At 70.9% G+C, this 25122-nt stretch carries 19 protein-coding genes; 5 read left to right on the top strand and 14 right to left on the bottom strand.

What is annotated here, in order from left to right:
- Positions 1-14 precede the first annotated feature (14 nt).
- Positions 15-4340, top strand: coding sequence for a cellulose biosynthesis protein BcsC (locus AC07OD_RS12865; RefSeq protein WP_255590974.1), 4326 nt, complete (start codon positions 15-17; stop codon positions 4338-4340).
- Between the two features lie 234 nt (positions 4341-4574).
- Here the strand turns inward: AC07OD_RS12865 and AC07OD_RS12860 are convergent, their stop codons facing one another.
- From AC07OD_RS12860 to cysC, 6 genes are all read right to left on the bottom strand, one after another.
- On the bottom strand, positions 4575-6215 hold the full coding sequence (locus tag AC07OD_RS12860) for a hypothetical protein (RefSeq protein WP_255590975.1): 1641 nt from the start codon (positions 6213-6215) through the stop codon (positions 4575-4577).
- A gap of 435 nt (positions 6216-6650) precedes the next feature.
- Positions 6651-7364, bottom strand: coding sequence for a Bax inhibitor-1/YccA family protein (locus tag AC07OD_RS12855; RefSeq protein WP_218339407.1), 714 nt, complete (start codon positions 7362-7364; stop codon positions 6651-6653).
- 83 nt (positions 7365-7447) lie between these two features.
- Positions 7448-8023, bottom strand: a complete 576-nt coding sequence (locus AC07OD_RS12850) for a hypothetical protein (protein WP_218297092.1) — start codon at positions 8021-8023, stop codon at positions 7448-7450.
- Positions 8024-8313: 290 nt separating this feature from the next.
- A complete protein-coding gene (ssb, locus tag AC07OD_RS12845) occupies positions 8314-8880 on the bottom strand; it encodes a single-stranded DNA-binding protein (protein WP_218339408.1) in 567 nt (188 codons plus the stop codon).
- Between the two features lie 152 nt (positions 8881-9032).
- Positions 9033-10211: an MFS transporter gene (locus AC07OD_RS12840; RefSeq protein ID WP_218339409.1), complete on the bottom strand. Its 1179-nt coding sequence runs from the start codon at positions 10209-10211 to the stop codon at positions 9033-9035.
- Positions 10212-10480: 269 nt separating this feature from the next.
- The gene (gene cysC / locus AC07OD_RS12835; protein WP_370627756.1) at positions 10481-11065 is read right to left on the bottom strand and encodes an adenylyl-sulfate kinase; all 585 of its coding nucleotides are present in this window, start codon (positions 11063-11065) and stop codon (positions 10481-10483) included.
- 117 nt (positions 11066-11182) lie between these two features.
- Between cysC and uvrA the strand changes: the two genes are divergently transcribed.
- Entirely contained in the window at positions 11183-14242 is a 3060-nt protein-coding gene (gene uvrA, locus AC07OD_RS12830; RefSeq protein ID WP_218339410.1) for an excinuclease ABC subunit UvrA, read from the top strand.
- Positions 14243-14309: 67 nt separating this feature from the next.
- Here uvrA and AC07OD_RS12825 read toward each other — a convergent pair whose 3' ends face one another.
- Both AC07OD_RS12825 and AC07OD_RS12820 read right to left on the bottom strand, forming a co-directional pair.
- Positions 14310-15281 carry an alpha/beta hydrolase gene (locus AC07OD_RS12825; RefSeq protein WP_494596965.1) on the bottom strand — a complete coding sequence of 324 codons (972 nt, stop codon included), beginning with the start codon at positions 15279-15281 and terminating at the stop codon, positions 14310-14312.
- A gap of 53 nt (positions 15282-15334) precedes the next feature.
- Entirely contained in the window at positions 15335-15931 is a 597-nt protein-coding gene (locus AC07OD_RS12820) for a hypothetical protein (protein ID WP_494596963.1), read from the bottom strand.
- 216 nt (positions 15932-16147) lie between these two features.
- Between AC07OD_RS12820 and ompR the strand changes: the two genes are divergently transcribed.
- Together ompR and AC07OD_RS12810 are read left to right on the top strand one after the other, a co-directional pair.
- Positions 16148-16903 (top strand): osmolarity response regulator transcription factor OmpR, encoded by a 756-nt coding sequence (gene ompR / locus AC07OD_RS12815; RefSeq protein WP_218297098.1) that lies wholly within the window; start codon positions 16148-16150, stop codon positions 16901-16903.
- The gene (locus AC07OD_RS12810) at positions 16900-18312 is read left to right on the top strand and encodes an ATP-binding protein (protein WP_494596961.1); all 1413 of its coding nucleotides are present in this window, start codon (positions 16900-16902) and stop codon (positions 18310-18312) included. The genes ompR and AC07OD_RS12810 overlap by 4 nt, the downstream gene beginning before the upstream one ends.
- Before the next feature lie 56 nt (positions 18313-18368).
- On the opposite strand, the gene AC07OD_RS12805 is transcribed toward AC07OD_RS12810, so the two are convergent.
- Positions 18369-20351 carry a methyl-accepting chemotaxis protein gene (locus AC07OD_RS12805; RefSeq protein ID WP_494596959.1) on the bottom strand — a complete coding sequence of 661 codons (1983 nt, stop codon included), beginning with the start codon at positions 20349-20351 and terminating at the stop codon, positions 18369-18371.
- 255 nt (positions 20352-20606) lie between these two features.
- On the opposite strand from AC07OD_RS12805, the gene AC07OD_RS12800 reads away from it, so the two are divergent.
- On the top strand, positions 20607-21047 hold the full coding sequence (locus tag AC07OD_RS12800; protein WP_218297101.1) for an acyl-CoA thioesterase: 441 nt from the start codon (positions 20607-20609) through the stop codon (positions 21045-21047).
- A gap of 103 nt (positions 21048-21150) precedes the next feature.
- Here AC07OD_RS12800 and AC07OD_RS12795 read toward each other — a convergent pair whose 3' ends face one another.
- From AC07OD_RS12795 to AC07OD_RS12775, 5 genes are all read right to left on the bottom strand, one after another.
- Positions 21151-22074: a hypothetical protein gene (locus AC07OD_RS12795; RefSeq protein WP_494596957.1), complete on the bottom strand. Its 924-nt coding sequence runs from the start codon at positions 22072-22074 to the stop codon at positions 21151-21153.
- A gap of 42 nt (positions 22075-22116) precedes the next feature.
- On the bottom strand, positions 22117-22482 hold the full coding sequence (locus AC07OD_RS12790; protein ID WP_218297103.1) for a hypothetical protein: 366 nt from the start codon (positions 22480-22482) through the stop codon (positions 22117-22119).
- Between the two features lie 12 nt (positions 22483-22494).
- Complete coding sequence (locus AC07OD_RS12785) at positions 22495-22911, bottom strand: globin domain-containing protein (RefSeq protein WP_218297104.1); 417 nt, start codon at positions 22909-22911, stop codon at positions 22495-22497.
- 73 nt (positions 22912-22984) lie between these two features.
- Positions 22985-23674: an IPTL-CTERM sorting domain-containing protein gene (locus AC07OD_RS12780; protein ID WP_218297105.1), complete on the bottom strand. Its 690-nt coding sequence runs from the start codon at positions 23672-23674 to the stop codon at positions 22985-22987.
- Positions 23675-23730: 56 nt separating this feature from the next.
- Positions 23731-25065 (bottom strand): right-handed parallel beta-helix repeat-containing protein, encoded by a 1335-nt coding sequence (locus AC07OD_RS12775; RefSeq protein WP_218297106.1) that lies wholly within the window; start codon positions 25063-25065, stop codon positions 23731-23733.
- Between the last annotated feature and the right edge of the window lie 57 nt (positions 25066-25122).

Below are 25122 nucleotides of genomic sequence, written 5' to 3'. Positions count from 1 at the left end.
GGGAGAAGGAAGGCATGTCCTCCAAACGTCGTCGTCACCACACACTGGCCATGGGGCTGCTGGCCTCGCTGATGGCGCCCGCCGCGGCCTGGGCGCAGACCGGGGCGGAGCAGACCCTGCTGGACCAGGGACAGTACTGGCAGGAGCGCGGTGACACCGAGCGGGCGGGCGAGGCATGGCAGAAGCTGCTGCGCATCAACCCGCAGAATGCCCAGGCGCTGTACGGGATGGCGCTGGTGGAGCTCAATGCCCAGCGCCCCGAGGGCGCGCAGCGCTACCTGAACCAGCTGCAGGCGGCGCACCCGCGCAGCCCCCTGGTGAGCCGGCTGCAGGAGTCCATCCGCACGGGGCGCAGCGCGCCGCAGATCGAAACCGCGCGCCAGCAGGCCCGCAGCGGCCAGGCCAGCCAGGCGCTGAGCACCTACCAGGCGGCGCTGGGAGACCGCGCCCCCACCGGGCCGCTGGCCCTGGAGTACTACCAGACCCTGGGCGCCACGGCGGGCGGCTGGGACGAAGCCCGCCGCGGCCTGAGCCGCCTGGCGCAGGAGTCGCCCGAGGATCCGCAGATCGCGCTGGCCCTGGCGCAGCACCTGACCTACCGCGAGTCCACGCGCCGCGACGGCATCGCCCAGCTGGCGCGGCTGGCGGGGCGTCCCGACGTGGGCAAGGCTGCCACGGAAAGCTGGCGCAAGGCGCTGGCCTGGACAGGCAATCGCTCGGCCGACATCCCGCTGTACCAGGAGTTCCTGCGCGCCAATCCTGGCGACACGGCGGTGCAGACACGCCTGGTGCAGGCGCAGAACCTGCAAAAGCAGTCCCAGGCCGCTCCCGGCCGCACGGCCGATCCGCTGCGCCAGCGCACCACGGCAGGATTCCAGGCCCTGGACGACGGCGAACTGGACGCGGCGGAGGCCGCCTTCCTGAACGTGCTCGAATCGCGCCCCAGCGATGGCGACGCCCTGGGCGGCCTGGGCATCCTGCGGCTGCGCCAGGAGCGGTTTGCCGAGGCGCGGGGGCTGCTGGAGCGCGCCTCGCGCGCCGGATCGGCCAGCCGCTGGAAGCAGGCCCTGGACAGCGCCACCTACTGGAGCCTGGTGGAGCAGGCCACCACGGAACGCGAACGCGGCGACACGGCGGCGGCCCGGCGTTCGCTGGAACAGGCCGTGCGGCTCAATCCCGCCGAGGTGACGGCGGAGAGCGATCTGGCGGACCTGCTGGTCGAAGACGGCCAATACGACGCGGCGGAGGCGGCCTACCGGCGCGTGCTGGCGCGCCAGGCCGACAACCCCGACGCGGTGCGCGGCCTGGTGGGCGTGCTGGCGCAGAACAACAAGGCCGCCGAAGCGCTGGCGCTCGTCGAGAAACTGTCCCCCTCGCAGCAGGAAAAAGTGGGCGCCCTGGGGCGCCTGCGCGCCGCGCAGGCCCTGGGCCAGGCGCGCGCCGCCACGGAGCGCGGCGATGTCGCGGCTGCCCGCGCCGCGCTGGAAGACGCGCTGCTGAACGACCCGGCCAGCCCCTGGGTGCGGCTGGACCTCGCGCGCCTGTACCTGCGCATGGGCGCGGTGGCCGAGGCCCGCGGCGTGATGGACGGGCTGCTGCTGTCCAACCCCAACATGCCCGAGGCGCTGTACGCGGGCGCCCTGCTGGCCTCCGAGGCCGGTGACTGGCCGGGTGCGCTGGCCCTCCTGGACCGCATTCCCGAAAAGCACCGCACCCGGGACATCGCCGCGCTGCAAAAGCGCGTGTGGGTGCATGTGCAGGCCTCGGCGGCGTCGGCGCTGGCGGCGCAAGGCCGGCAGTCCGAGGCGCTGGCCGCCCTGGCGCAGGCGGAGTCCTTTGCCACGCAAGATCCCGAGCTGCTGGGGGCCATGGCCCTGGCCTACGCGGACGCGGGCGAGCCGCAGCGCGCCCTGGGCATGGTGCGCCAGGTGCTGGCACGCACCGCCCGGCCCGACGTGGGCCTGCGCCTGCAGTACGCGGCGACCCTGCTCAAGACCCAGCAGGACGTGGAACTGGCGGGCATCCTGCGGCAGTTGCAGACCGCCCCCATGAACGACCGCGAGCGCAAGAGCTTCAGCGACATCCGCCGGGCCTACATCGTGCGCCAGGCCGAGGGCCTGCGCGAAGCGGGCGACCTGGTCGCCGCCTACGACACGCTCGCCCCCCTGCTGGCCGAGCAGCCCGACGAACCCCTGGCCATGGCGGCGCTGGCCCGCATGTACGCGGCCAACAACGACTATGCCCAGGCGCAGGCGCTGTATGCGCGGCTGCTGGAAAAGTCGCCCAATGATGTGTCCCTGCTCCTGCAGACCGCGGCCATGGCCACCGGCGCCAAGGACTACGGCTACGCGGAGTCGCTGCTGTCCGTGGCGCTGGCGCGCGCACCCCGCGATCCCGAGGTGCTGACCGCCACCGGGCGGCTGTACCGCGCGCAAGGCAAGAACTCCAAGGCCACCGAGTTCTTCACGGCGGCCGTTGCGGCCGAAAACGCGCAGCGCGATGCCGTGCTGGCCGCCAGTGGCGTGCCGGCGGGTCCGGCGCGCTCCGGGAATCCATTCGCCCAGCGCGCCGGGCAGCAGTTCCAGCGTGCCGGCGGTGGGCTGTCGGTGCCGGGCGCCGCCACGACGGCAGTGCGCTCGCCGGTGGGCTACACCCCCCAGCAGTACGCCCCGCAGCCCGTGGCGCGCAGCAATGCGCCCGCAGGCCTGTACATTCCGGATCCGGCGGGGGCCAGCCGCTTTGGCACGGCGCCACAGGCCTACGCCCCGGCCGCCCCCATGACGCCCGCCAGCTACTACCCCGAGGCCGCCAGCCCGGCCGCGGTGGCCGATGCGGCTGCATCCGCAGGCACCGCGCGCCGCGCCACGGCGACACGCGGCGCGGCGCCACAGGCCCCCGTCCAGCGGTCGTCCGCCGCCGCGCCCGTGGCACCGGCCGTGGCGCCCGCGTACGCTGCTCCGTCCGCCTCCCAGGTGCCTGCGCAGCCCGCCGCCAGCGGGGGCTACCTCACGCCCGCGCAGGCCTATGGCGGGTATGCGGCGGCACCCCAGCCGCTGCAGCGCGGTGGTGCGCCTGCCGCGGCGGCTCCCTCGGCCTGGGCCACGGCCGGGATGGGCAACGTGCCGGACCCTGCGCGGCCCCGTACGGCCCGCGACGAGCTGCGGGAAGTCCAGCAAAGCCAGATATCCAGCTTCTCGGTCGGTGCCACGGCGCGTGCCCGGCAGGGCGAGGCGGGCATGAGCCAGCATTCCGAGATCGAAGCCCCCGTCCAGCTGAAGATGAGCGTGGGCGACGGGCACCTGCTCCTGGGCGTGACCCCCACGGGCGCCAGCGCGGGATCGCCCGGGTCTCCGTACGGCACCGTCAGCCGCTTTGGCGGCGGCCCGGTCACCGCGCTGGACATGCCCGAGCGCGCGGCGGGGTCGCAGAGCGACAGCGGCATCGGGCTGAGCGTGGGCTATGAAAACGGCGGCTTCCGGGCCGACATCGGCAGCACGCCGCTGGGCTTCGGCCAGTCGGACGTCACGGCCGGCGTGCGATACCGCACGGCCCTCACCGACAACCTCACCGTGGCGGGAGACCTGTCGCGCCGCCCGGTGACCGACAGCCTGCTGTCGTTCGCCGGTGCCCGCGATGCGCGCACGGGAGACCGCTGGGGGGGGGTGTCGGCCACGGGCGGGCGCCTGGACCTCACCTGGGACGATGGCGAGCTGGGCGTGTACGGCTACGGCTCGCTGCACGGCCTGACCGGCACCCGTGTGCGCAGCAATGCGCGGGCCGAACTGGGCGGCGGCATGTACTGGCATGTGCACCGCACCTCCAACGAGGACCTCACGGCCGGCCTGAGTTTCACGGGCCTGTCGTACCAGCGCAACCTGCGCTACTTCACCGTGGGCCACGGCGGGTACTTCAGCCCGCAGCAATTCGTGTCCTTCGGCATTCCGGTCGAATGGGCGCAGCGCAATGGCCGCCTGTCCTACCAGCTCAAGGGCTCGGTGGGCGTGCAGTACTTCAAGGAAGACGCGGCACCGTACTTCCCCAACAGCCCGTCGCGGCAGGCCAGTGCCGTCCAGGCGGCCAGCGACGCGCTGGCCTTCGGCGAAACCGGCGCCACCGCCATCTACCCCGGCCAGTCCCGCACGGGCCTGGGCTACAACCTGGGCGCCGCCATGGAGTACCAGATGCACCCGCAGGTGTTCCTGGGCGGGCACCTGTCGCTCAACAACGCGCGCAACTACCGCGAATTCGCGGGGGGCCTGTATGTGCGGTACGCGTTCCAGCCCTACAGCGGCCTGCAGGCCTTCCCGGTCAACCCGCTGCGGTCGCCCTATAGCTACTGAGGCCACAGAACTTCCCAGAGGGCCCACCAGCTTTCTGCAGGCAACAAAAAGGCCCGCCGCACATGAAGTGCGGCGGGCCTTTTTGTTGCTGGCGGCCACGCGTGTGGCCTGCTTGCCAGCCTACCTACCTGTGTGCCTCAGCCTGCCTGCACGCACGCAAGGCATCGCATGCACAAGCCGTCGAGGGGCCGGCGGGTGGCCCCCGTCTTGCGGCAGAGTGCCACCCCCTTACCTTCAGGGCGTGGCCTGCTTGGCGCCCACAAACACCGTGTGGGCGCGCGATCCCGCGACGGACAGCCCGGCGGTCAGGATACGCAGGCCGACCACGTTGCCGTTGGCGTCGAACTGCGCAGCCGCTGAACCGGACTGCGGCGGGCCGGACGACAGGCCGCAGGTGATGGGGGCATTCGGGCTGTTGAGGTAGCCGAACGCCTCCACGCGGTACAGGTTCAGGCCGCTGCCGAGTTCGCCCAGGAGCTTGCCCGCGACCTCGCAGCCGCTGGTGGTCAGGCCCGTGATCGCGCCATCGGCGAAGACCGTGAGCGTCGTGGTGTCACCGCCAAAGCCGGTGCCTGCCATCTTGTAGGTGCCGACGATCAGGGCCGTGGTGGGCACCTTGCCGGCGGGCAGCGCATACAGGGGGTCGGGCTGGACGCTGAAGCGGGTCGGGGCGCCGCCGGGCTGGGTGGGGTAGCTGAAGGTGCCGGTGAACAGGCTGGCGGTGCTGGAGCCCGTGGCGCTTTGCAGCGTGCCGTCGATCAGCACGGACTCGTTGTAGGCGCCCGTGTTGGCCAGCAGCCGGTTGAAGAACACCCCGTCGTTCGCGGTCACGAAGCGGTTGTTCGTCGCGTTGTTCGCGTAGCGGATGAGCCGACCGTACAGCGCATTGTGGTCCAGGCTGCTGTTGGTGTAGAAGAACAGGCCGCCATCCGGGAGCACGCTGCCCCAGACGGACGTGTCGCCAATCACGCCTGTGGGCAGCGTGAAGGCGCCCTGCCAGTTGCCCGCCACGGACAGCGGCGTGGCCGAGGGCGGCGTCGTGGTGCGCGGGTCGGCGATGCCGTTGAGGGTGTAGGTGTTGTCGGGGCCCGTTGCGTTGCGCGTGAACGCCCAGATGCCGTTGGGTACGCCCGCCGCGTCGAAGCGCAGCACGGCGATGCCGGACTGCTGGGTGCCGCTGGCCCCGCAGGAGGTCGTGTCGCCGGAGAGGTTCAGCGTGAGCGAGTACAGGGGCGAGCCCGCGGCGCGGGGCGTTGCCGAGCCCGTGACCAGGCAGCCGCCAATGCGGCCCGAGAGCTGGCCCTGGGGAGTGACGGTGAGCACCCATCCGCCGCCAAACAGGCCCGTGCCCCGGTAGGTGCCCTCGATCAGCGTGGCGGTCGCGGTGTGGAAATTGAGGCTGCTGTACGAGAGCTTCAACGGCACCACGGCGCCGGAGGCGGCCGCCGTCTGCGCCGGATCGCTGTAGTTGCCGCTGATGCCGTCGGTGCGGCCGATCTTGCCGCTGTTCGATGCCGTTCCGCGCAGCGTCAGGCCGGTGGCGAATTTGCCGTCCTGCACCGAGAAATACGTCACGCCGGTGGCCAGCACCGCGGTGACGTTGACATTCAGGCGCCCGTAGAGCGCATCGAAGCCCGCCGCGCCAGGAGCTTCGCGCGCCAGGTAGAACTCCCCGCCGGTACCCATCGGACCCGGATCGATGTAGCCCACGACCTGGCGCTGCGCCGCGCCCGTGCCCACCGTGCCTTCCCACACGCCGCCAGGGAACTGCTGAACCCCCGGGGCGGGGCCCACATCCGCTCCATCGGAGGAGCCGCCGCCGCAACTGGCGAGCAAGGCCGCACAGGACAAAGAAAGCCAAAGAGATTTGCGCATGATGGACAGAAAGAAAGATCAGTGGGTGGCAGGTGGGTGGCGCGGGTGCGCAAGCACGGCACCTGCCGCAGTGCTGGAGACCTCCGCACCGGGGCATGGCGCAAGGCGCACTCGGCGCGCCAGCCGGCGCGCATGCGCGGCATGCAGGCTGGCTGGCGGTGTCCAATTGTGCCAGCAGCAGGCCCAAAGGACGATGGGAAATGGGGCACCGCAAGGGGCTGCGGGCTTGCTGGGCGGGGCGCGGCGGCCCGGCGCATCCCGCGGCCGGCAGGGCGCACGGCGTGGCGTGTACTGGTTTGCTATTGTTTTTGTAGCTTCTGGCGCTTTGCCAGCAAGGGGTGAGGCGGTTTTCTTGCCTCCATCTGTGGCCACTCAACAAAAAAGGCCGGACTCCGGGCGGGAGTCCGGCCTTGCGGGCCGCGCGGGCGGCTCGGCTCAGTCGTCGTTGGTCGCCAGGCTGATCAGGATGCGCAGCACGTACCAGAGCATCAGCGCGATCGAGGCGAACAGGTGCAGCGCGGCGCCCGCAGGGCGGTCGGCGGGGTAGTCGTGGATGATGCGCGAGGTGTCGTACAGCACGCAGGCGCCCGCGAACAGCACCATGATCCCGGAGAACCAGATGCCCAGCTTGAAGCCGAAGATGGCGCCGGCAATGATGGTGCCCAGGGCCACCAGGCCCCCCACCTTCAGGATGCCGCCCAGGAACGAGAAGTCGGTCTTGGTGGTGAACGCCGTCCAGGTGAGCGCGCCCACCAGCAGCAGCGTGATGAAGGCCGCCGCCCCGATGGCGCCGGGGGCCACGATCTGCGCGATGCCGAACATCGGCGCGAAGATCAGGCCTTCGGCCAGCACGTACAGGCCCAGGCCCATCAGCTGTGTTTGCGGGTTTTCAGAGTTGTCGGCCATGTACGAGGCCAGCCAGCCCACGAGCATGAACGCGCCCATGACGCCCAGCCACAGGAACTTGTTGCCGCTGCCCAGCAGCATCTTGGCCGTTGCGCCGGAAAAGCCGGTCGCCATCAGCACGGCGGAAAGCACCACGAAGGCCAGCATGGCGGCGCCCAGGTGCTTGTAGGTGGAGACGATGAAGTCGCGCCGTTCAAACGGCGCGCCCTCGGGCGTCGAAGGGGTCAGTGCATTGGGGTTCATGGCGCATTCCTCCATTGGATCGTTGTGAAAACAGGGGAAGGGCATGGCCACAGCGCCCCTCCCTCCCTCTCTGTGAAAAATTCTCAGGCAGCGCTGAGCTGCTGCTCCTGGTCGGCGGCGCGCAGCTTGCGGTTGCACCACACGCCCAAGGCGCCCAGCAGGGTGAGCACAATCGCGAAGATCCAGGTGCCCGCGCCGCTGAAGGACCGTGCGGAGGAGGCCGCCTCGGCCTGCAGGCGCTGCCGGGTCGCCTCGTAGCTGATCACGGGCTTGCCATCGACCGCCACTTCGTACACCAGGTCGCTGTCGCTCTTGTCCACCAGGGCGGTGATCTTCTCGTCAATGAGGTTGCCAACCAGCTGCTGGGGCGTGCTGTAGTCGATGCGCAGCTTGCGCTCCTCGGCGCCCGCGGCATCGGGCTTCACGCTGATTTCGTAGTACTTCTTGGTGGAGCGGCGCTTGCGCTTGACCGTCACCTCGGACGCCTGCGTCACGGTGCCTGCCACGGACTGCAGGCTCTCGCGCGCCGCGTAGGCATGGTCGCCCTCGGCCTTCCAGCCGCTGTACAGCGACAGGCCGATCAGGCCCGGGCCGGCCAGCAGCAGCAGCCATGCGTAGCCGGTGATGAAAATCAGAATCTTGCGGACGAATCCTGGCATGACGTTCCCTCTCTCTCGTTCTTGCTTGAATGTTGTGGATACAGGCTGAAATTGCCGCCGCTGCTGGATGCAGCGGCCGGCAAGGACGAGATGATCTTCGAGTTGGGCGCGCCGGATGTAAAAAAGTGTTGGCCCCGTTGCGGCGGTGCCGCACTGGACAAAGTGGCGGGGTGGGCGGCGCCGCGGCCGGTGTAAAAGCGCCGCGCGGCGCCCGCCGGGGCAAAAAAAAAGGGCCCGCAGCGTCCGTGCTGCGGGCCCCTGGCCGGGTCATTGCAAGAGGGGTGGGTCCATCAGAACGGGATGTCGTCATCCATGTCGTCAAAGCCCGAGGCCGCGCGCGGTGCCTGGGCCGCGGGTGCGGGGGCGGGGGCGGGGCGCTGGGCGGGTGCCGCCATGGGGCGCGGCGCGGGCGCGGCGCGGCGGGGGGCCTGGTCATAGCCGCCGCCCTGGTCGCCGCCGCCGTAGCCGCCATCGTCATAGCCGCCGCCCTGCTGGCCACCACCACCCTGGCCGCCCATGCCCTGGCGGCTGCCCAGCATCTGCATCTGGTCGGCGCGGATTTCGGTGCTGTACTTTTCCACGCCGCTCTGGTCGGTCCACTTGCGCGTGCGCAGGGAGCCTTCGACGTACACCTGCGAGCCCTTGCGCAGGTACTGGCCGGCGATCTCGGCGAGGCGGCCGTTGAAGACCACGCGGTGCCATTCCGTGGCTTCCCGCATTTCGCCAGACTGCTTGTCTTTCCACTTGTCGGTGGTGGCGATCGTCACGTTGGCCACCTGGTCGCCACTGGGGAAAGTGCGCATTTCAGGGTCGCGGCCCAGGTTGCCGACGATGATGACTTTGTTTACGGATGCCATGGTGCTGTCTTTGCCTTAAGGAAGTAACAAAGCGCCGGATTTGGAGAGAGTTTCCGGGCGCCAAACGCGCCATTGTGCCGCAAGCGGGGGGCAATGGAAGCCCCCACCCGGCAGCGCCCGGCCGTGCCCAGGCCCGCCGCCGCTTGTTGTGCTCAATGGCCGCCGCGGCCCACGGGCCGCAGCGGCCAGGTCAGCGCCAGCCACAGGGCCGTGAGTGCGGCGGTCGCCGCGAACAGGCCCGGAGCCCCGGCCCATTTCACCAGCGCGCCGCCCAGCGCGCCGCCGGCGAACAGCCCCAGCGACTGCAGCGTGTTGTAGCTGCCCAGCGCGGCGCCACGCAGCTGGGGCGGCGCCATGCGCGAGACCAGGCTGGGCTGGCTGGCCTCCAGCGCGTTGAACCCGCAGAAGAAGACGAACAGCAGCGGCCCCAGCACCCACAGCGTCGGCGGCGCGGCGCTGGACGCCAGCGTGCCCAGGCCCACCTGCACGAGCAGCACCAGCGCGATGGCGCCCAGCAGCGCCGCGCGCAGCCTGCCGGCGCGTTCCAGCGCGAAGAGCCCGCCCATGGCCCCGAACGACAGCACCACGGCGGGCAGGTAGACCTGCCAGTGGTGGTCCTTGGCGAGGCCGGCCTGCACCAGCAGGGCCGGCACGGCCACCCACATCGATAGCTGCACGGTGTGCAGAACGAACACGCCCAGGTTCAGGCGCAGCAGATCCGGGTGGCTCCACACGTCGGCCAGGCGGCCCCGTGCGGCATCGCCGTGCCGCGCGGGCTCCGCAGGCACCCACCAGATCACCACCGCCACCCCGGCCAGTGCGAGGGCGCAGGTCAGGCCGAACAGGCCCGCCAGCCCGATGTGGGCCGCCAGCACGGGGGCCGCCACCAGCGCCACGGCGAACATCAGGCCGATGCTGCCGCCCACCAGCGCCATGGCCTTGGTGCGCACGGCGTCGCGCGTCTGGTCGGCCAGCAGGGCGGTCACGGCGGCCGACACGGCCCCCGCGCCCTGGAGCGCGCGGCCCGCGAGCAGGCCCGTGAGCGAATCGGCCAGCGCCGCCAGCAGGCTGCCGGCGGCGAACACCAAAAGCCCCAGCACGATCACGCGCTTGCGCCCGAACCTGTCGGAGGCCATGCCCAGCGGCAGCTGCAGCAGCGCCTGCGTGAGACCGTAGATGCCCATGGCCAGTCCCACCAGCGCCGGATCGTCCCCGCCGGGGTACTTGCGTGCCTCCAGCGCGAAAACCGGCAGGACCAGGAACAGGCCCAGCATGCGCAGCGCGAAGATCAGCGCCAGACTCACGCTGGAGCGGCGCTCCAGCGGTGTCATTGCGTTGTCGGAAGGCGGCGGGGACGGGGGCTGCGGGGCGGCGCCCAAAAAAGAAGGGGAAGAGGATTCCGGCACGGTGGTGCCCTATGGGGCGGGTAAAGCGGGGATTTTCGCCCATTGCGCGCAAGCGCCTGTCCGCAGGGGCGAGCGAAGGGGGCCGAAGGCCTCTGCGGGGGCGGCGCCTGGCGGCAGGCCCCTGCCGGTGCGCGGGCGGCGCGGTGCCGGTTCAGCGGACCATGGCGGTGCCCTGCCGGACGGCGGCGGCAGGCTCACAGCAGGCCGCAGATCCGCTGCACGCACTCGCGGGGCGTGAGCTCGGCGGTGGGCAGCACCAGCTCCGGGGCCAGCGGCGCCTCGTACGGGGAATCAATGCCGGTGAACTGGCGCAGCTCGCCCGTGCGGGCCTTCCGGTACAGGCCTTTGGGGTCCCGCTGCTCTGCGAGCGCGAGTGGAACGTCGACGAAGATCTCCACGAAATCCCCCGCCGCGAACAGGTCCCGGGCCGCCTGGCGTTCGGCGCGAAAGGGCGAGATGAAGGCCACCACGACGATTACCCCCGCATCCACGAACAGCCGGGCCACCTGCGCGATGCGGCGGATGTTCTCCGCCCGGTCCGCGTCGGAGAAGCCCAGGTCCCGGTTCAGGCCCTGCCGGATGTTGTCGCCATCCAGGATGTAGGTGCGTTTGCCCTGGCGATGGAGTTCGCCTTCCAGCGCGTTGGCGATGGTCGACTTGCCGGCCCCGGACAGGCCGGTGAGCCAGATGACCCGTCCGGGGTGGCCGCCGAGCTGTTCGCGCTCCTTGCGGGTGACGGTGAGCGCCTGGGCATGGATATGGAGGGTGGGATCGGACACTGGGGTGGAATGTGCGGATGAACTTGGCGCCATGTTAATGGCATGACGGCCGCCACCCACCGGCGCGGCGGGCCTGGCCTATCATGGTGGGTTTCCCTGCACAGAGCCGCGCCCACCGTGAACCCCCCTTCCGCCCCGCTCCCCGAGCCCGCTGCCCCGTCCGACGCTGGCCGTTACCTCGCCAATGCCCTGCGCGAGCAGCGCATCAGCATCCGCGGCGCGCGCACGCACAACCTCAAGAACATCGACCTGGACATCCCGCGCAACCAGCTCGTGGTGATCACGGGGCTGTCGGGCTCGGGCAAGTCGAGCCTGGCGTTCGACACGCTGTATGCAGAGGGCCAGCGGCGGTATGTGGAGAGCCTGTCGGCCTATGCGCGGCAGTTCCTCGGGCGGCTGGACAAGCCCGACGTGGACCTGATCGAGGGCCTGTCGCCCGCCATCAGCATCGAGCAGAAGGCCACCAGCCACAACCCGCGCTCCACCGTGGGCACGGTGACCGAGATCCACGACTACCTGCGCCTTCTGTACGCCCGCGCGGGCACGCCCTACTGCCCCGACCACGGCCTGCCGCTGGCCGCGCAGACCGTGAGCCAGATGGTGGACGCCGTGCTGGCGCTGCCCGAGGACACGCGCCTCATGCTGCTGGCCCCCGTGGCACGCGAGAAGAAGGGCGAGTTCACCGAGCTCTTCACGCAGATGCAGGCGCTGGGCTACATCCGCTTTCGCGTGGACGGCACCATCTACGAATACGAGAGCCTGCCCGCGCTCAAGAAGACCGAGAAGCACAGCATCGACGTGGTGATCGACCGCCTGAAGGTGCGCCCCGAGATGCAGCAGCGCCTGGCCGAGAGCATCGAGGCCGTGCTGCGCGTGGGCGGCAACGACGGCAACGGCCGCGTGCTCGCGCTGGAGATGGACACGGGCCGGGAGCACCTGTTCAGCAGCAAGTTCGCCTGCCCGGTGTGCAGCTACTCGCTGGCCGAGCTGGAGCCGCGCCTGTTCTCGTTCAACTCGCCCATGGGCGCCTGCCCGGCGTGCGACGGCATCGGCCAGCGCGAGGTGTTCGATGCGGCGCGCGTGGTGGCCTTCCCCGGCTTGAGCCTGGCCAGCGGCGCCATCAAGGGCTGGGACCGGCGCAACGGCTACTACTTCGCGATGCTGGAGAGTCTGGGGCGGCACTACGGTTTCGACGTGGAGGCGCCGTTCGAGTCGCTGCCCGCCGCCGTGCAGCATGCCGTGCTGCACGGCTCGGGCGAGGACGAGATCGCGTTCAGCTACATCCTGGACAGTGGCGCCAACAAGGGCAAGGTCTACACCAAGAAGCACCCGTTCGAAGGCATCCTGCCCAACATGGCGCGGCGCTACCGCGAGACCGATTCGGTCGTGGTGCGCGAGGACCTGGCCCGCTACCGCAGCAGCCAGCCCTGCCCGGAATGCCACGGCACCCGCCTGCGCCGCGAGGCGCGCCACGTGAAGGTGGGCGAGGGCGCGCAGGCCCGCGCGATCTTCGAGGTGAGCCACGCCACGCTCAGCGCCGCGCACGGCTGGTTCCAGGCGCTCACGCTCACGGGCGCCAAGGCCGAGATCGCCGACAAGGTGGTGCGCGAGATCACCACGCGGCTGCAGTTCCTCAACGATGTGGGCCTGAACTATCTGAGCCTGGACCGCAGCGCCGAGACGCTGTCGGGCGGCGAGGCGCAGCGCATCCGCCTCGCGTCGCAGATCGGCTCGGGCCTCACCGGCGTGATGTACGTGCTCGACGAGCCCAGCATCGGCCTGCACCAGCGCGACAACGACCGGCTCATCGCCACCTTGCAGCACCTGCGCGACATCGGCAACAGCGTGATCGTGGTCGAGCACGACGAGGACATGATGCGCGCGGCCGACCACGTGATCGACATGGGCCCGGGCGCCGGCGTGCACGGCGGCCGCGTGATGGCGCAGGGCACGTACGACGCGGTGCGCAGCCACCCTGAATCGCTGACCGGCAAGTACCTGTCGGGCACGTTGTCCATCGCCGTGCCGAAGCGGCGCACGCCCTGGCTGCCGGTGGTGGAGCAGGCGGCGCCAGTGGTGGAGGCCAAGGGCAAGTCGCGCTTTCCGCAGACCGAGGCCAGCAAGCGCCGCGCCGAGCGCATGGCCGAACACCACGCGCGCCAGGGCGCGGTGCAGGCGCTGCGCGTGGCGGGCGCCACGGGCAACAACCTCCAGAACGTGACCGTGGACTTCCCCGTGGGCCTGCTCACCTGCGTGACGGGCGTCTCGGGCTCGGGCAAGAGCACCCTGGTCAACGACACACTGTACGCCGCCGTGGCGCGCCAGATCTACCGCGCCCACGAAGAGCCCGCCGCGCACGAAGAGATCGTGGGCATCGAGTACTTCGACAAGGTCATCAACGTCGACCAGAGCCCCATCGGCCGCACGCCGCGCAGCAACCCGGCCACCTACACCGGCCTGTTCACGCCGATCCGCGAACTCATGGCCGAGGTGAACACCGCCAAGGAGCGCGGCTATGGCCCCGGGCGTTTCAGCTTCAACGTGGCGGGTGGCCGCTGCGAGGCCTGCCAGGGCGATGGCGTGGTGAAGGTGGAGATGCACTTCCTGCCCGACGTGTACGTGCCCTGCGACGTGTGCCACGGCCAGCGCTACAACCGCGAGACGCTGGAAGTTCTGTGGAAGGGCAAGAACATCGCGCAGATCCTGGAGCTCACCGTGGAGGACGCGCACGCGTTCTTCAAGGACGTGCCGGCCATCGCGCGCAAGCTGCAGACGCTGCTGGACGTGGGGCTCTCCTACATCCGCCTGGGCCAGGCGGCGACCACGCTCTCGGGCGGCGAGGCGCAGCGCGTGAAGCTGGCGCAGGAACTCTCCAAGCGCGACACCGGCCGCACGCTCTACATCCTGGACGAACCGACCACCGGCCTGCACTTCGCGGACATCGACCTGCTGCTCAAGGTGCTGCACCAGCTACGCGACGCGGGCAACACCATCGTCATCATCGAGCACAACCTGGACGTCATCAAGACGGCCGACTGGCTCATCGACATGGGGCCTGAAGGTGGCGCCGGCGGCGGCACCGTGGTGGGGGTGGGCACGCCCGAGGACCTGGCGGCCAACCCGGCAAGCCATACGGGGCGTTACCTGGCGCCCTACCTGCGGGCGAAATCTGAATGAAAATGGCTGCTAGCGCTTATCTATCAAGCGTTATGAGCTATTGATTTGGTAGCAAATTGCCGCTACATCACTGCAGGCGGCGGGCCACCTCGGCGTCCAGCGATCCCATGAAGGTCTCCACGGCCCGGGTGTAGTCGCTGTCCAGGCCCAGTTGGGCGTTGATTTCGCCATGGTCCAGGTCCTGCGGCAGCACCTCGGCGCGGCCGCCCTGGTGGCGCACATGGCGGGCCATGGCATCGGATTGCCGGCAGGGGTCGTCAGCCCGCTGGGTCGAGCACACCATCTGCATCGGCGGGGCGCCCGCCGTCCATTGGTGCAAGGGCGACATGGCCACCCAATACGCAGGGTCAGCGCCGAATGCGTCGTCATACAGCGGCAGGTGCGGGGCGCGCATGCGGGCGGGCACGTTCATCATGGCGCTGTCGAGTGACACCGTGCCCAGCCACGGCCAGGCGCCTTCGCGCAGTGCCTGCGGGGCACGGGCATTGAGCAGGGCCACCAGGTGGGCCCCGGCCGAGTGGCCCATGAGGATGAAGCGGCTCGGGTCTCCGCCCCAGGTGCCCGCGCGCTGCTGCGCGGCCATGAGGGCGGCCTGCACATCGCGCTCCTGCACGGCCACGGGGGCATCGGGCAGCATGCGGTAGTTGATGGAGATGAGGAGGAAGCCCTTGGGCACCCAGCGGTTCACCTTCTCCTGCACCACGCGGCCCATGGCCTTGTCGCCATGCCGCCAGCCGCCGCCGTGCACCATGAAGATGACCGGGGCGCGCACCGCGCTGGCCACCAGGCTGTTGGTTCCTGTGGTGGGGCTGGTGGGTACATACACGTCCATGCGCTGCGCCGGGTCGGCGCCGTAGGGCACATCGGCGATGCGCTGCACGCCGGCGGCCAGCGTGGCCGGTGCGGCGGCGGCCTGCTTCTGCGCGATGAGGGCGCGCAGGCGGCCGCCGTTCTGCGCGGTGGTCTGGGCCTGCACGCTGGCGGTGGCCAGCGTGAGGGCAGCCAGGGCGGTCATGGTCAGAAGATGGCGCGGGGACATGGCAAGGCTCCTGAGGTCAGAGGGTGGCAAGCGGTAGCTGGGTCCAGAGGGCGTCAAGGCCGCGTTGGACAAGCCAAGGCCGTGCCGCTCGCGTCGTAGCAGGTGGCGCTGCGGCTCCAGCCGTTGTCCTTGCTGTAGCTGCTTTGCGCCTGCACGCTGTTGCCGGTCGTCGCGTTGGTGGCGGTGGTGCTGCGGGCCTGCGTCACGGTGCCGTCGGCGTTGCGGCTCGCCCCGCCGCTGCTCTGCAGGCTGCCCTGGGCATTCTGGGCGGACACGGTGCCGCTGTGGCTGGCGCTGCTGTCTGCACTGCGGGTGGTGCTGCCCTGGCGCTCGGCCACTCCGCCCTGCGCACCCACAGCGGCGCCCCGGCCCGTCACGCTCGCGTTGCCCTGCCCATCGGTGGTGGCTGTGCGCCCGCGCAGCACCGCGCCATTCGGGCCGCTGCGGGCCACACCGGTGCGGGCGGTGGTGCTGCCATCGGCGTTGTGTTCCACGCTGCGGCGGGTGCGGGCCTGCGCTTCGGTGGGGGCGGCCAGCGCCAGCACGGCGCTCAGCCCCAGGGTGGCGAGGGTGGAGAACACCAACACACCCGCTGCCAGTGCGGGGCGTTGCAGCAGGTCGTTGTCAGCGGGGCGTGTCGGCAAAGGCATGGTGGTCAACTCCTTGGGGTTTGCCTGGGGGCGTGGCATGGCTGTACTGTGGGTCCCAGGTGTGAGCCATTGATGGCAGGAATCCGCCGATGTATGACAAACCATGACAAACGCCTGCGGCCCCGTCATCCCTTGTCATGGCTGGGGGTGCATGGCCCGCGCCAGCGCCTACCATTGCCACCACGCCGCCTTCACCTGCCACGTTGCTCCCTGCCCATGACCGACACCCTGGCCAAGATCCTGGTCGCCGATGACGAGCCCGACCTGCGCGCCCTGCTGCAGCGCTACCTGAGCGACCAGGGCTACGCCGTGCGCACGGTGGAGGGCGCGGGCCCGCTCGACGTGCTGCTGCAGCGCGAGAGGTTTGATGTGCTGGTGCTGGACGTGATGATGCCGGGCGAAGACGGCCTGGCCATCTGCCGCCGCCTGCGTGCGCAGGGCGAGACCATTCCCATCCTGATGCTCACCGCGCGTGGCGACCCGGTGGACCGCATCGTGGGCCTGGAAATGGGGGCGGACGACTACCTGCCCAAGCCCTTCAACCCGCGCGAGCTCCTGGCCCGCATCCAGGCCATGGTGCGACGCCAGCGCATGCTGGGCGCGCACACCGGGCCGCAGGGAATGCACGGACGCCTGACGTTCGGCGACTTCGTGTTGCTGCCGACTGAACGGCGGCTGGAGCGGGCGGGCGCGAGGGCCGGCGAGGACGTGCCCCTCACCACCGGTGAATTCGCCCTGCTGCTGGCCCTGGCCCAGAACCCTCAGCGCCCGCTGGGCCGCGACCGGCTCATGGCCCTGGCCTATGGCCCCGACCACACGGCCACCGACCGCAGCATTGACGTGCAGATCATGCGGCTGCGCAAACTCATCGAGGCCGACCCGGCCCAGCCGCGCCACATCCGCACCGTGTGGGGCGTGGGCTATGTGTTCGTGCCCGATGGCGCCGCGCCCGCCGGAGGGCGGCAGCCATGACGGCACCCGCAACCCCCGCCCGCCGCCACGGGGGGCTCTGGCCGCGCAGCCTGCTCGGGCGCAACCTGCTGCTGATGGCCGTGCTCATCGTGCTGGGCCAGCTGGTGGCGGCGGTGCTGGTGCGGCAGATGATCTTCCAGCCCCGCGTGGCGCAGGTGGCCGATGGCGTGGCGCGCAATGTGGCCGCGCTGCGGGCGGGGCTGCAGGCGCTGCCCCCGGCGCAGCGTGTGGCGTTTGTAGAGGCGTTCAACCGGCAGGCCGCATTGGCCACGCCGCCCGTTGCGCCGGAAAGCGCAGCGCGGCGCGCGCTGCTGTCGCCGTTGGAGCGGCAGTTTGTGCAGGCGGTGGCCCGCCGCCTGGGTGTGGGTGATGCGCCTGCGCAGAGCCCGCAGCCCCTGTGGCGCCGCGACAGCACCGGCGTGCTGGCCCTGCGCATGGTGCACGAGGGCGCTGACTACTGGCTCAACCTGCCCAGCGTGTTCCCCACGCGCGAGTTCACCGGGGCCTGGCTGGTGGCCACGCTGGCCAGCATGCTGCTGGCGCTGCTGGGCGCGTGGTGGCTGCAGCGCCACATCCACCAGCCGCTGGCCCAGGTGGTGGCGGCGGCGCGGCAGCTCGCGCGGGGCCAGACACCCGCGGTGCTGCCCGAGGCCGGGCCCGAAGAAATCGCCACCGTGGGCCGCAGTTTCAACCAGATGGCGCAGAGCCTGGCCGCCGCCGACCACGAGCGCGCGCTGATGCTGGCCGGTGTGTCGCACGACCTGCGCACGCCGCTGACCAAGCTGCGCCTGGGCGTGGAGATCGCCGGGGCACAGGTGGATGCGCCGCTGGCGGCCAGCATGGCGCGCAGCATCGACGAGATGGATGCGATCGTGGGCCAGTTCCTGGACTTTGCGCGGGTGGGCGCTGACGCGGGCGAGGCCGAGGCGCCCGCCACCGCATCGCTCAACGACCTGGCCCAGGCCGTGGCCGAAGCGCAGGCCGACCACGGCCGTGTGCTGGCGCTGGAACTGGGCGGCCTGCCCAACCTGCCCAACCTGCCCGTGCGCCCGCAGGCGCTGCGCCGTGCGCTGGACAACCTCGTGGAAAACGCCTGGCGCCACGGCGCCGCCCCGGTGGTGCTGCGCACGGGCGGCAGCGCGCAGCAGGCGTGGATCGAGGTGGCCGACCACGGCACCGGCATGGACGCCAAAGAGCTGGACCACATGCGCCAGCCTTTCGCGCGTGGCGGCGGCGCGGCGCGCGCGGGTGTTCCCGGGGCCGGGCTGGGCCTGGCGATTGCCGAGCGCGTGGCGCGCGCCCATGGGGGAGCGCTGGAGCTGCACAGCGCTCCCGGCCAGGGCCTGCGCGCGCGGCTGGTGCTGCCGCTGGCGGGGCCGGCCGCTGCGGCTCAGCCCCCAGGGGAATAGGGGCGCAGAATCTGAATGAAATTGGCCGCCAGCGATAGATGGATAAGCGCCAATAGCTACTGAATTTGTAGCGATTTTGCCGGGCGCAGCGCCCTGTGCTGGCCCTGGCCTTCGTCGCCCAGCCGGAACACCGACACCACGTGCACCAGGTCTTCGGCCTGCACCTTGAGGCTGCCGGCGGCGGCGGCCATTTCTTCCACCAGCGCGGCGTTCTGCTGCGTGACCTGGTCCATCTGCGTCACGGCCTCGCCCACCTGGGCCACGCCCAGCGACTGTTCATGGCTGGCAGTGCTGATTTCGCCCACGATGTCCGTCACGCGGCGGATGGCGGTCACCACCTCGTTCATCGTGGTGCCCGCGCGGTCCACCAGGGCCGTGCCCTGCTCCACGCGCTCCACGCTGGCGCTGATGAGGGCCTTGATCTCGCGCGCCGCCTCGGCGCTGCGCCCGGCCAGCGAGCGCACCTCCGACGCGACCACCGCGAAGCCCCGGCCCTGTTCGCCCGCGCGGGCCGCCTCGACGGCGGCGTTGAGCGCGAGGATATTGGTCTGGAACGCGATGGAGTCGATCACGCCGATGATGTCCGAGATCTTCTGCGACGAGGCGTTGATGCCCTGCATGGTGTCCACCACCTGGGCCACCACCTCGCCGCCCTGCACGGCCACGGTGCTCGCGCTGTGGGCCAGCGTGCTGGCCTGGTGCGCGCTGTCGGCGTTCTGGCGCACGGTGGAGCTGAGCTGTTCCATCGACGCGGCGGTTTCCTCCAGCGCGCTGGCCTGGCTTTCGGTGCGGGCCGACAGGTCGCTGTTGCCCTGCGCGATCTGCACGCTGGCCGTGGCCACGCTCTCCGATCCGTTGCGCACCTGGCGCACCACCTGCGTGAGCTGGGCGCGCATCTGCATCAGGGCCTCCAGCAGCTGGCCGACCTCGTTGGTGCCGTGGGCCAGCGCGCTGCCGCTCAGGTCGCCCTGGGCCACGGCGCGCGACAGCGCCACGGCCTGCGAAAGCGGCCCCGTCATGGAGCGCACGAACACCAGGGCCATGGCGCTGGTGGCCGAGAGCGTGACGGCGAGGGCGAGCGCCACCCACAGCAGCCGGCGCTGCAGCGCGCTCACGCGGTCTTGCAGGGCCTGGTCCAGGCTCGACAGCGACTGTGCATTGAGCGTGTTGAGCGCATCGATGGTGCGGGTGAACGCGTCAAAGTAATCCTTGGAGGCGAACTTGAGCTCGCCGGCGTTCATCACCTCGCGCTCGGCCAGCTGCAGCGACTGCTGGATCTGGCCCTGGATGGCCTGCACCCCGCTGCCCAGCGCCTGCTTGAACTGCGCATTGCCCTGCAGGGCGCGGCCGAGGCCGCGGAAGGTGTCGGCCTGCAGCTCCGCCACCCGCTGCTGCAGCACGAGCAGCTGGCCCTTGCCCTGGGGCGAGAGTTCGCCACGGCCGAGCGCCCCGGCGCCCTGGGCGCGCAGCATGCCCAGGTTCTCGCCCAGCTGCGGCGCCTGCACCAGCGATGCCTGGATCAGCGCATGCGTCGGTGCCTCGGGGTCCACCTGCAGGCCGTAGGCGTGCACCAGCGACTCGGTCAGCTGCAGCAGCGCGGCGATGAGCTGGGTGTGCTGCGCCGTGCTTTGCGCCAGCCCGATGCTGCGGGCGGCCACCGCCTGCTCCAGCGTGCGCCAGGCCTGCTGGGCATCGGTCCAGGCGGCCATCTGCTGCGCCGGCACCTGGGCTGCCGCGAAGTGCGCGGCGGCGTCGGCCAGGGCTTTTTCCACCGCGTCGCGGGCGGCGGGGCGCCGCGTCGCCAGCGACTCGTCGCCGCCGAACATGCCCGCCGACAGCCCCCGGTGCACCTGCACCAGCTGCACCACGCGGGTCAGCGCCTGCGCGGGCGGCACGCCCCGGGCCTCCTGCCGGGCGTGGCCGATGGCGCGCAGCGCATCGGACACATACAGGTATGTGGGAAGCGCGCTCATCATCAACCCGATGGTTCCCAGGATGAGGAATTTCTCGAGCAGGTTCAGTCGGTGAAGCAGTGACATGGCAGAAGACACGCTGGGCGTGCGGGTAGGGAAGGCCGGGTCGGCGGGGGCGGCCATTGCCCCGGCTGGGCGGGCCCGGTGTCGCAGGGGCCCGCAGAGTTGTTACGCAATGTAGGCAACTGTCGCCCGCAGGGTTTTGACTCAGGTCAAGATGCGGGTGCGCGCGCCTTCGAGGGGGGCGGCCCGCGCACCGCCCCGCGCCGCCGCCAGGGGCTGGAGAATAATGGCCCACCAACTCCCGTGGAGCACCCCGGCATGCAATCCCTCACCCTGCGTTTCCTGGCGTCTCAAAGCACCTTGCCGCAGGCGGGGCGGGTGCCCGGCGGCACCGTGCTGCGCTGGGTGGACGAGGCGGGTTTTGCCTGTGCGAGCGCCTGGGCCAAGGGCCCCTGCATCACCGAGTTCGTGGGCGGCGCGCACTTCGTGCGCCCCATCCGGCCCGGAGACCTGGTGGAAGTGCATGCGCGCCTGGCCTTCACCACCGAGACCGGCATGCACCTGGCCGTGGAGGTGCGCAGCGGCGGCATCCATGGCGAGCCGCAGCACGAGGTGCTGCATTGCGTGGCGGTGTACACCGCCGTGGACGCCGATGAACAGCCCCGCGCCATCGACAGGTGGAGCCCCGAAACCCCGGGCGACATGGCCCTGGCGCAGCGGGTGAAGGCGCATGTGGAGGCCGCGCGCGCGGCGCAGTGACGGGGGCGGGCGGCGTTGTTCCGCCCGCCGGTGGCCTTCGGGCCCTGGCAACGCGCGGCAGGCCCCTGCCCCTGGAGGGCGGCGGGTGGGGACACGGCGTGCCTCACCTCACGCCGGGGCTGGGGCCTGGATCGTTGCCCGCAACGGCCCGCCCGCGCTGCCATGCCTGCGCGCGGTCGCGTGCGTCCACCTCCGCGGTCGCCTCGGTCAGCACCGTGAAGCTGGCCGCATCCGCCCGCGCCAGCGGCTCGCCCTGGTACCACACCCGCCGCGCATCGGCCGCGTAGCCCCGCCCCAGGGCGCGCAGCGTGGCCATGTCGGCGCCCTGCAAGGGGCGCAGCACCGGGTGCGGGCCCCGGTTCGGCTGGTTGACCTCGATGTGGCCGTGCCAGGCGTGCGCGCGGTCGCGGGCGTAGCCGGGATCGTCTTCGTCCATCAGCGCAAAGCTTGCGCCGTGGCTGCCGGGGATGTCGGCATGCTCGAAATAACCGCGCTGCGCATCGCGCGCGAAGCGGGGGCTGAGCGGCTCGAAGCTGGCCGCATCGCGCACCGCGAAGGGCTGGCCCCGGTCGTAGGCGCGGTGCCGGTCGCGGGCATGGCGGTGGGCCAGCACGCGGTAGCTGGCCGCGTCGGCGCCGGGAATGGTGGCGATGCGCAGGTGCTGGTAGGCCCAGTACTCCTGCGCCTTGCGGTAGGTGCTGCAGTAGTAGACCGCGCGGCCGTCGCGCGCCTCGTGCTCCGACAGCGCCTCGAACGTGGCGCCCTCGCTGCCCTCCACGGCACTGCCCCGGCAGTAGCCTTGCCGCGCGTCGCGCCCGAAGTGCGGCGAGAGCGGCTGGAACGTGGCCGGGTCGGCCGGGGCAAGGGCCGCGCCGCCGTAGGTCCAGGCGCCCGCCCAGCCGCGCTGGTAGCCCGTGGCACTGCCGTCGCAGCCGCACAGCGCGGCCAGCGCCCCGAGCGCCAGCGCGCAGGCGCGGGTGAGCCCGGTGGCAGCCGACCCTGTCAGCGCAGGCGTGCGGACCCGCATGGGGAACGTGGACAGGCACTCACGGCGCGGTGCGCGGCGGGCCTATGGCACCGGCACGACCCGCAGCGCGGGCGGGTACGGCTCCACGCGCAGGCTGTCGTGCGCCAGCACGCTGATCCTGGCGCGGGGGGCCAGCTCCAGCGCGCCGTCGGTGCCCTTGCGCGGGGCGTATTGCCAGAGGCTGAGCGCGCCCTTGGCGGCCAGGGCCTGGCCGATGGCGGCCGCCTCGGGGCGCGGAGCCCCGGCCTCGTCCGGCGGCACGGCGACAAGGATCTCGTCGCGCACCGTGACGATCTTGAACAGCAGGGGCGTTGCGGTCTGGGCCATGGCAGTGACGCAAGAGATGGCCAGTGCGGCCGCCAGGCAGGCGGCGGCGCGGGCGCGAAGGCGGGGCGTGGTGGGGGTCATGGGGCTTTCTGGCTAGTGCTGCAGTTGTGCCTGCGCCTGCATCGTACGCGCCACGTGGGCATACATGGCGCCCCAGGCCTCGCGCGTGGCGGGGGTGAAGGCACCGCCCAGCGCGTCGGACAGCGTCTCCAGCAGGGCGGCGCCCACCGTGTCGTAGTGCGCGGCCTGCACGCCGTAGCCCGTGTGGCGCTGGCCCAGGGCGCGCAGCGCGGCGTCCAGCCGCTCGGGGTGGTCAAGCAGGCGCACGGCATCGCCGATCATGTCCAGCAGCTTGCGTGCCTGCACGTGCATGTCGGACGACCCGAACAGCCCCTGGATGGCCGGGTCGCGCGCGAACAGCTTCGAGTAGAAAAGCGCGCCTGCCTGCGCAGCGACGGGCGCAACCTGCGCAAAGCTCTGGCGCACGAGGTGGATCTGTTCGGGGGACATGGGGAAACTCCTTGAAACGGAAAGATGTCGATAGGTAAAGTCTGCGAGGCCCCTGCGGCGTGGCCGGCCTCTTTCAAAAGTCGCGGGGCGCCTTGCGTCGCATCACCATGCCGGTGCCCGCCATGAAGGCGGCCAGCAGCAGAAGGCCCCCTTCGCCCAGCGTGGGCACCGCGCTGACGCCTGCGCCCGGCGCTGCAGGCAGGACGGTCACGAGCCAGGAGCCTGTGGTGTGGGGATGGCTGTCGATGTAGCTGCCCGAAGTGCCTGCCACCGCCGTCGTGCACACGCCGCTGTAGGGAGCGGGAACTTGCTGGCATTCGTAGTTGTGATTGACGAATTCATGCAGGCCCATGAGGTTCACGCGGTCGCCCACGGCATGGGGAGCCGGTGTCTCCCAGTGGAAGAAGGTGAGGCTGGCGTCGGTGAATGCGCCGTTGGCATCGGTGTCCGCGGAGGCGGAATACAGCGTGTCACCCGCCGCGCTGGAATAGCTGGTCAGCCCGTCTGAAAACACAAAGCCTGTCACCAGGGCGGAGATGTCGGCATTGCCCAGGCCAGGCGGCAAGGGCGCCGCCGTGGTGAACCAGCCCGACTGGAACATCGCCGTGGTGAAGCTGCCGCAGTTGCCCACTGTGCAGTGGGTGAAGTTGTACAGGGTGGGCGCGGTGTAGGGGTTGCCGGTATAGGTATACGTGTAGGTGGCGGCCCAGGCGCCCGCGTGGGTACCTGCGGCCAGCGCGAGCAGCGCAAGGTGCTTCTTCATGGGGCTTTTGGGGGAGTAAAGAAATGCCTCAAGCGTTCAGAACTAAAGCGATGCAGCTATTTCTTTAGAAGCAGCCTGTGCCCGCCGCGCAGCGCGAGGCCCAGCAGACCCAAGGCAGACAGCGCCAGGGCGATGGGGCTGTCCACGGGCACTGCCTGCACGCCGCCCCCATTCCCCGGCCCGGCGCCTGGGGCCAGGGCGGATTCATAGGCGCCGATGTCGGCGCGCCCCATCTGCACCCGTGGGGTGCCACGCTCGTCGGTGGCGGGCAGGTCGGTGGTGGGGCCGGCGTTGATGGCGGGGCTGCCCGGCAGCAGTGCGTGGGTCTGGTTGGGCAGGCTGTTGGCGTAGGCCAGCGGCGCCAGCAGGGGGTTGGCGCTGGCGATATCGCCCACCGCGCCAAAGCCGCAGGTGGTGCCGCTGTCGAGGTTGTTGCCACCGGACACCAGGGCGCCCGCCTGGAACCGGCAATTGAGGCCCGCCGCCGGGTTGGCGACGATGCTGCCGCTGATGTGGGCCGTGGCGCCAAAGACGCTCAGTTGCCCATTGCCTGCGCCGGTGGTGTTGTGGGCGATGGTGCTGAAGCGGATGGTGGTGGTGCCGCCGCTGCCCCCCGAGATGCCGCCCCCGGCCCCCACCGCCGTGTTGCCCGAGACGGTGGAGTTGGTGAGGTTCAGCGTGCCGTTGTTGGCGATGCCGCCGCCACTGCCCCCAGGATGGGGCATGGTATTGCCCGTGATGGTGCTGCGCGTGATGTTGGCAATGCCGGTCTGGCGCACCGCGATGCCGCCCCCGCCACTGGGGGCGGTGTTGCCCGAGACTTCGCTGTCGATCAGGTGGAGCGTGGCCGTCTCATACACGTAGATGCCGCCGCCCTGCTGGGTGGAGGACCCGGCCGCGCTGTTGCCGTGCACCGCCACATGGTCGAGCGTGGCCGTGCCGCCCCCGATGAACAGCCCACCCCCATACGACGCGCCCGCGCCGGTGCCGCCGGTGATGGCCAGGTTGTTGAGGTTGACGGTGGGGCTGCCCAGGATCTGGAGGACGATGCGGTCGCCGCCGCTGCCGCTGCTGGCCACGATGAAGGAGTCGCCCGCGCCCGCGCCGTTGATGGTGAGGTCGCTGGTGATCTGCAGGAGGTTGCTGGGGGCGGGCACGCGCGTCAGTGTGAAGGTGCCCGCGGGCAGCGTGATGGTGTCGGCGCCCGCCAGCGCGTTGGCTTCCATGATGGCGGCGCGTAGCGAGCAGGTGCCCGCAGCACCCGTGCCGCAGATGTTGTCACCGGGGGTGGGGTCGATCAGGTCTGCCGTGGCATCGACCACAAAAGTGGCGGCCTGCGCCCCGGCGTGGGTGAATGCAGCCAGCGCGAGCAGCGCAATGTGTTTTTTCATGGGGTGTGGCGTTTCCGAAATGAAAAGCGCCTTCAGTGGTGGTGGATCAATCGCTGC

Source organism: Acidovorax sp. GW821-FHT10E03 (assembly GCF_059415205.1).
The sequence above is the reverse complement of the archived record's forward strand: the minus strand, read 5'-3'. Positions and strand labels throughout refer to the sequence as shown.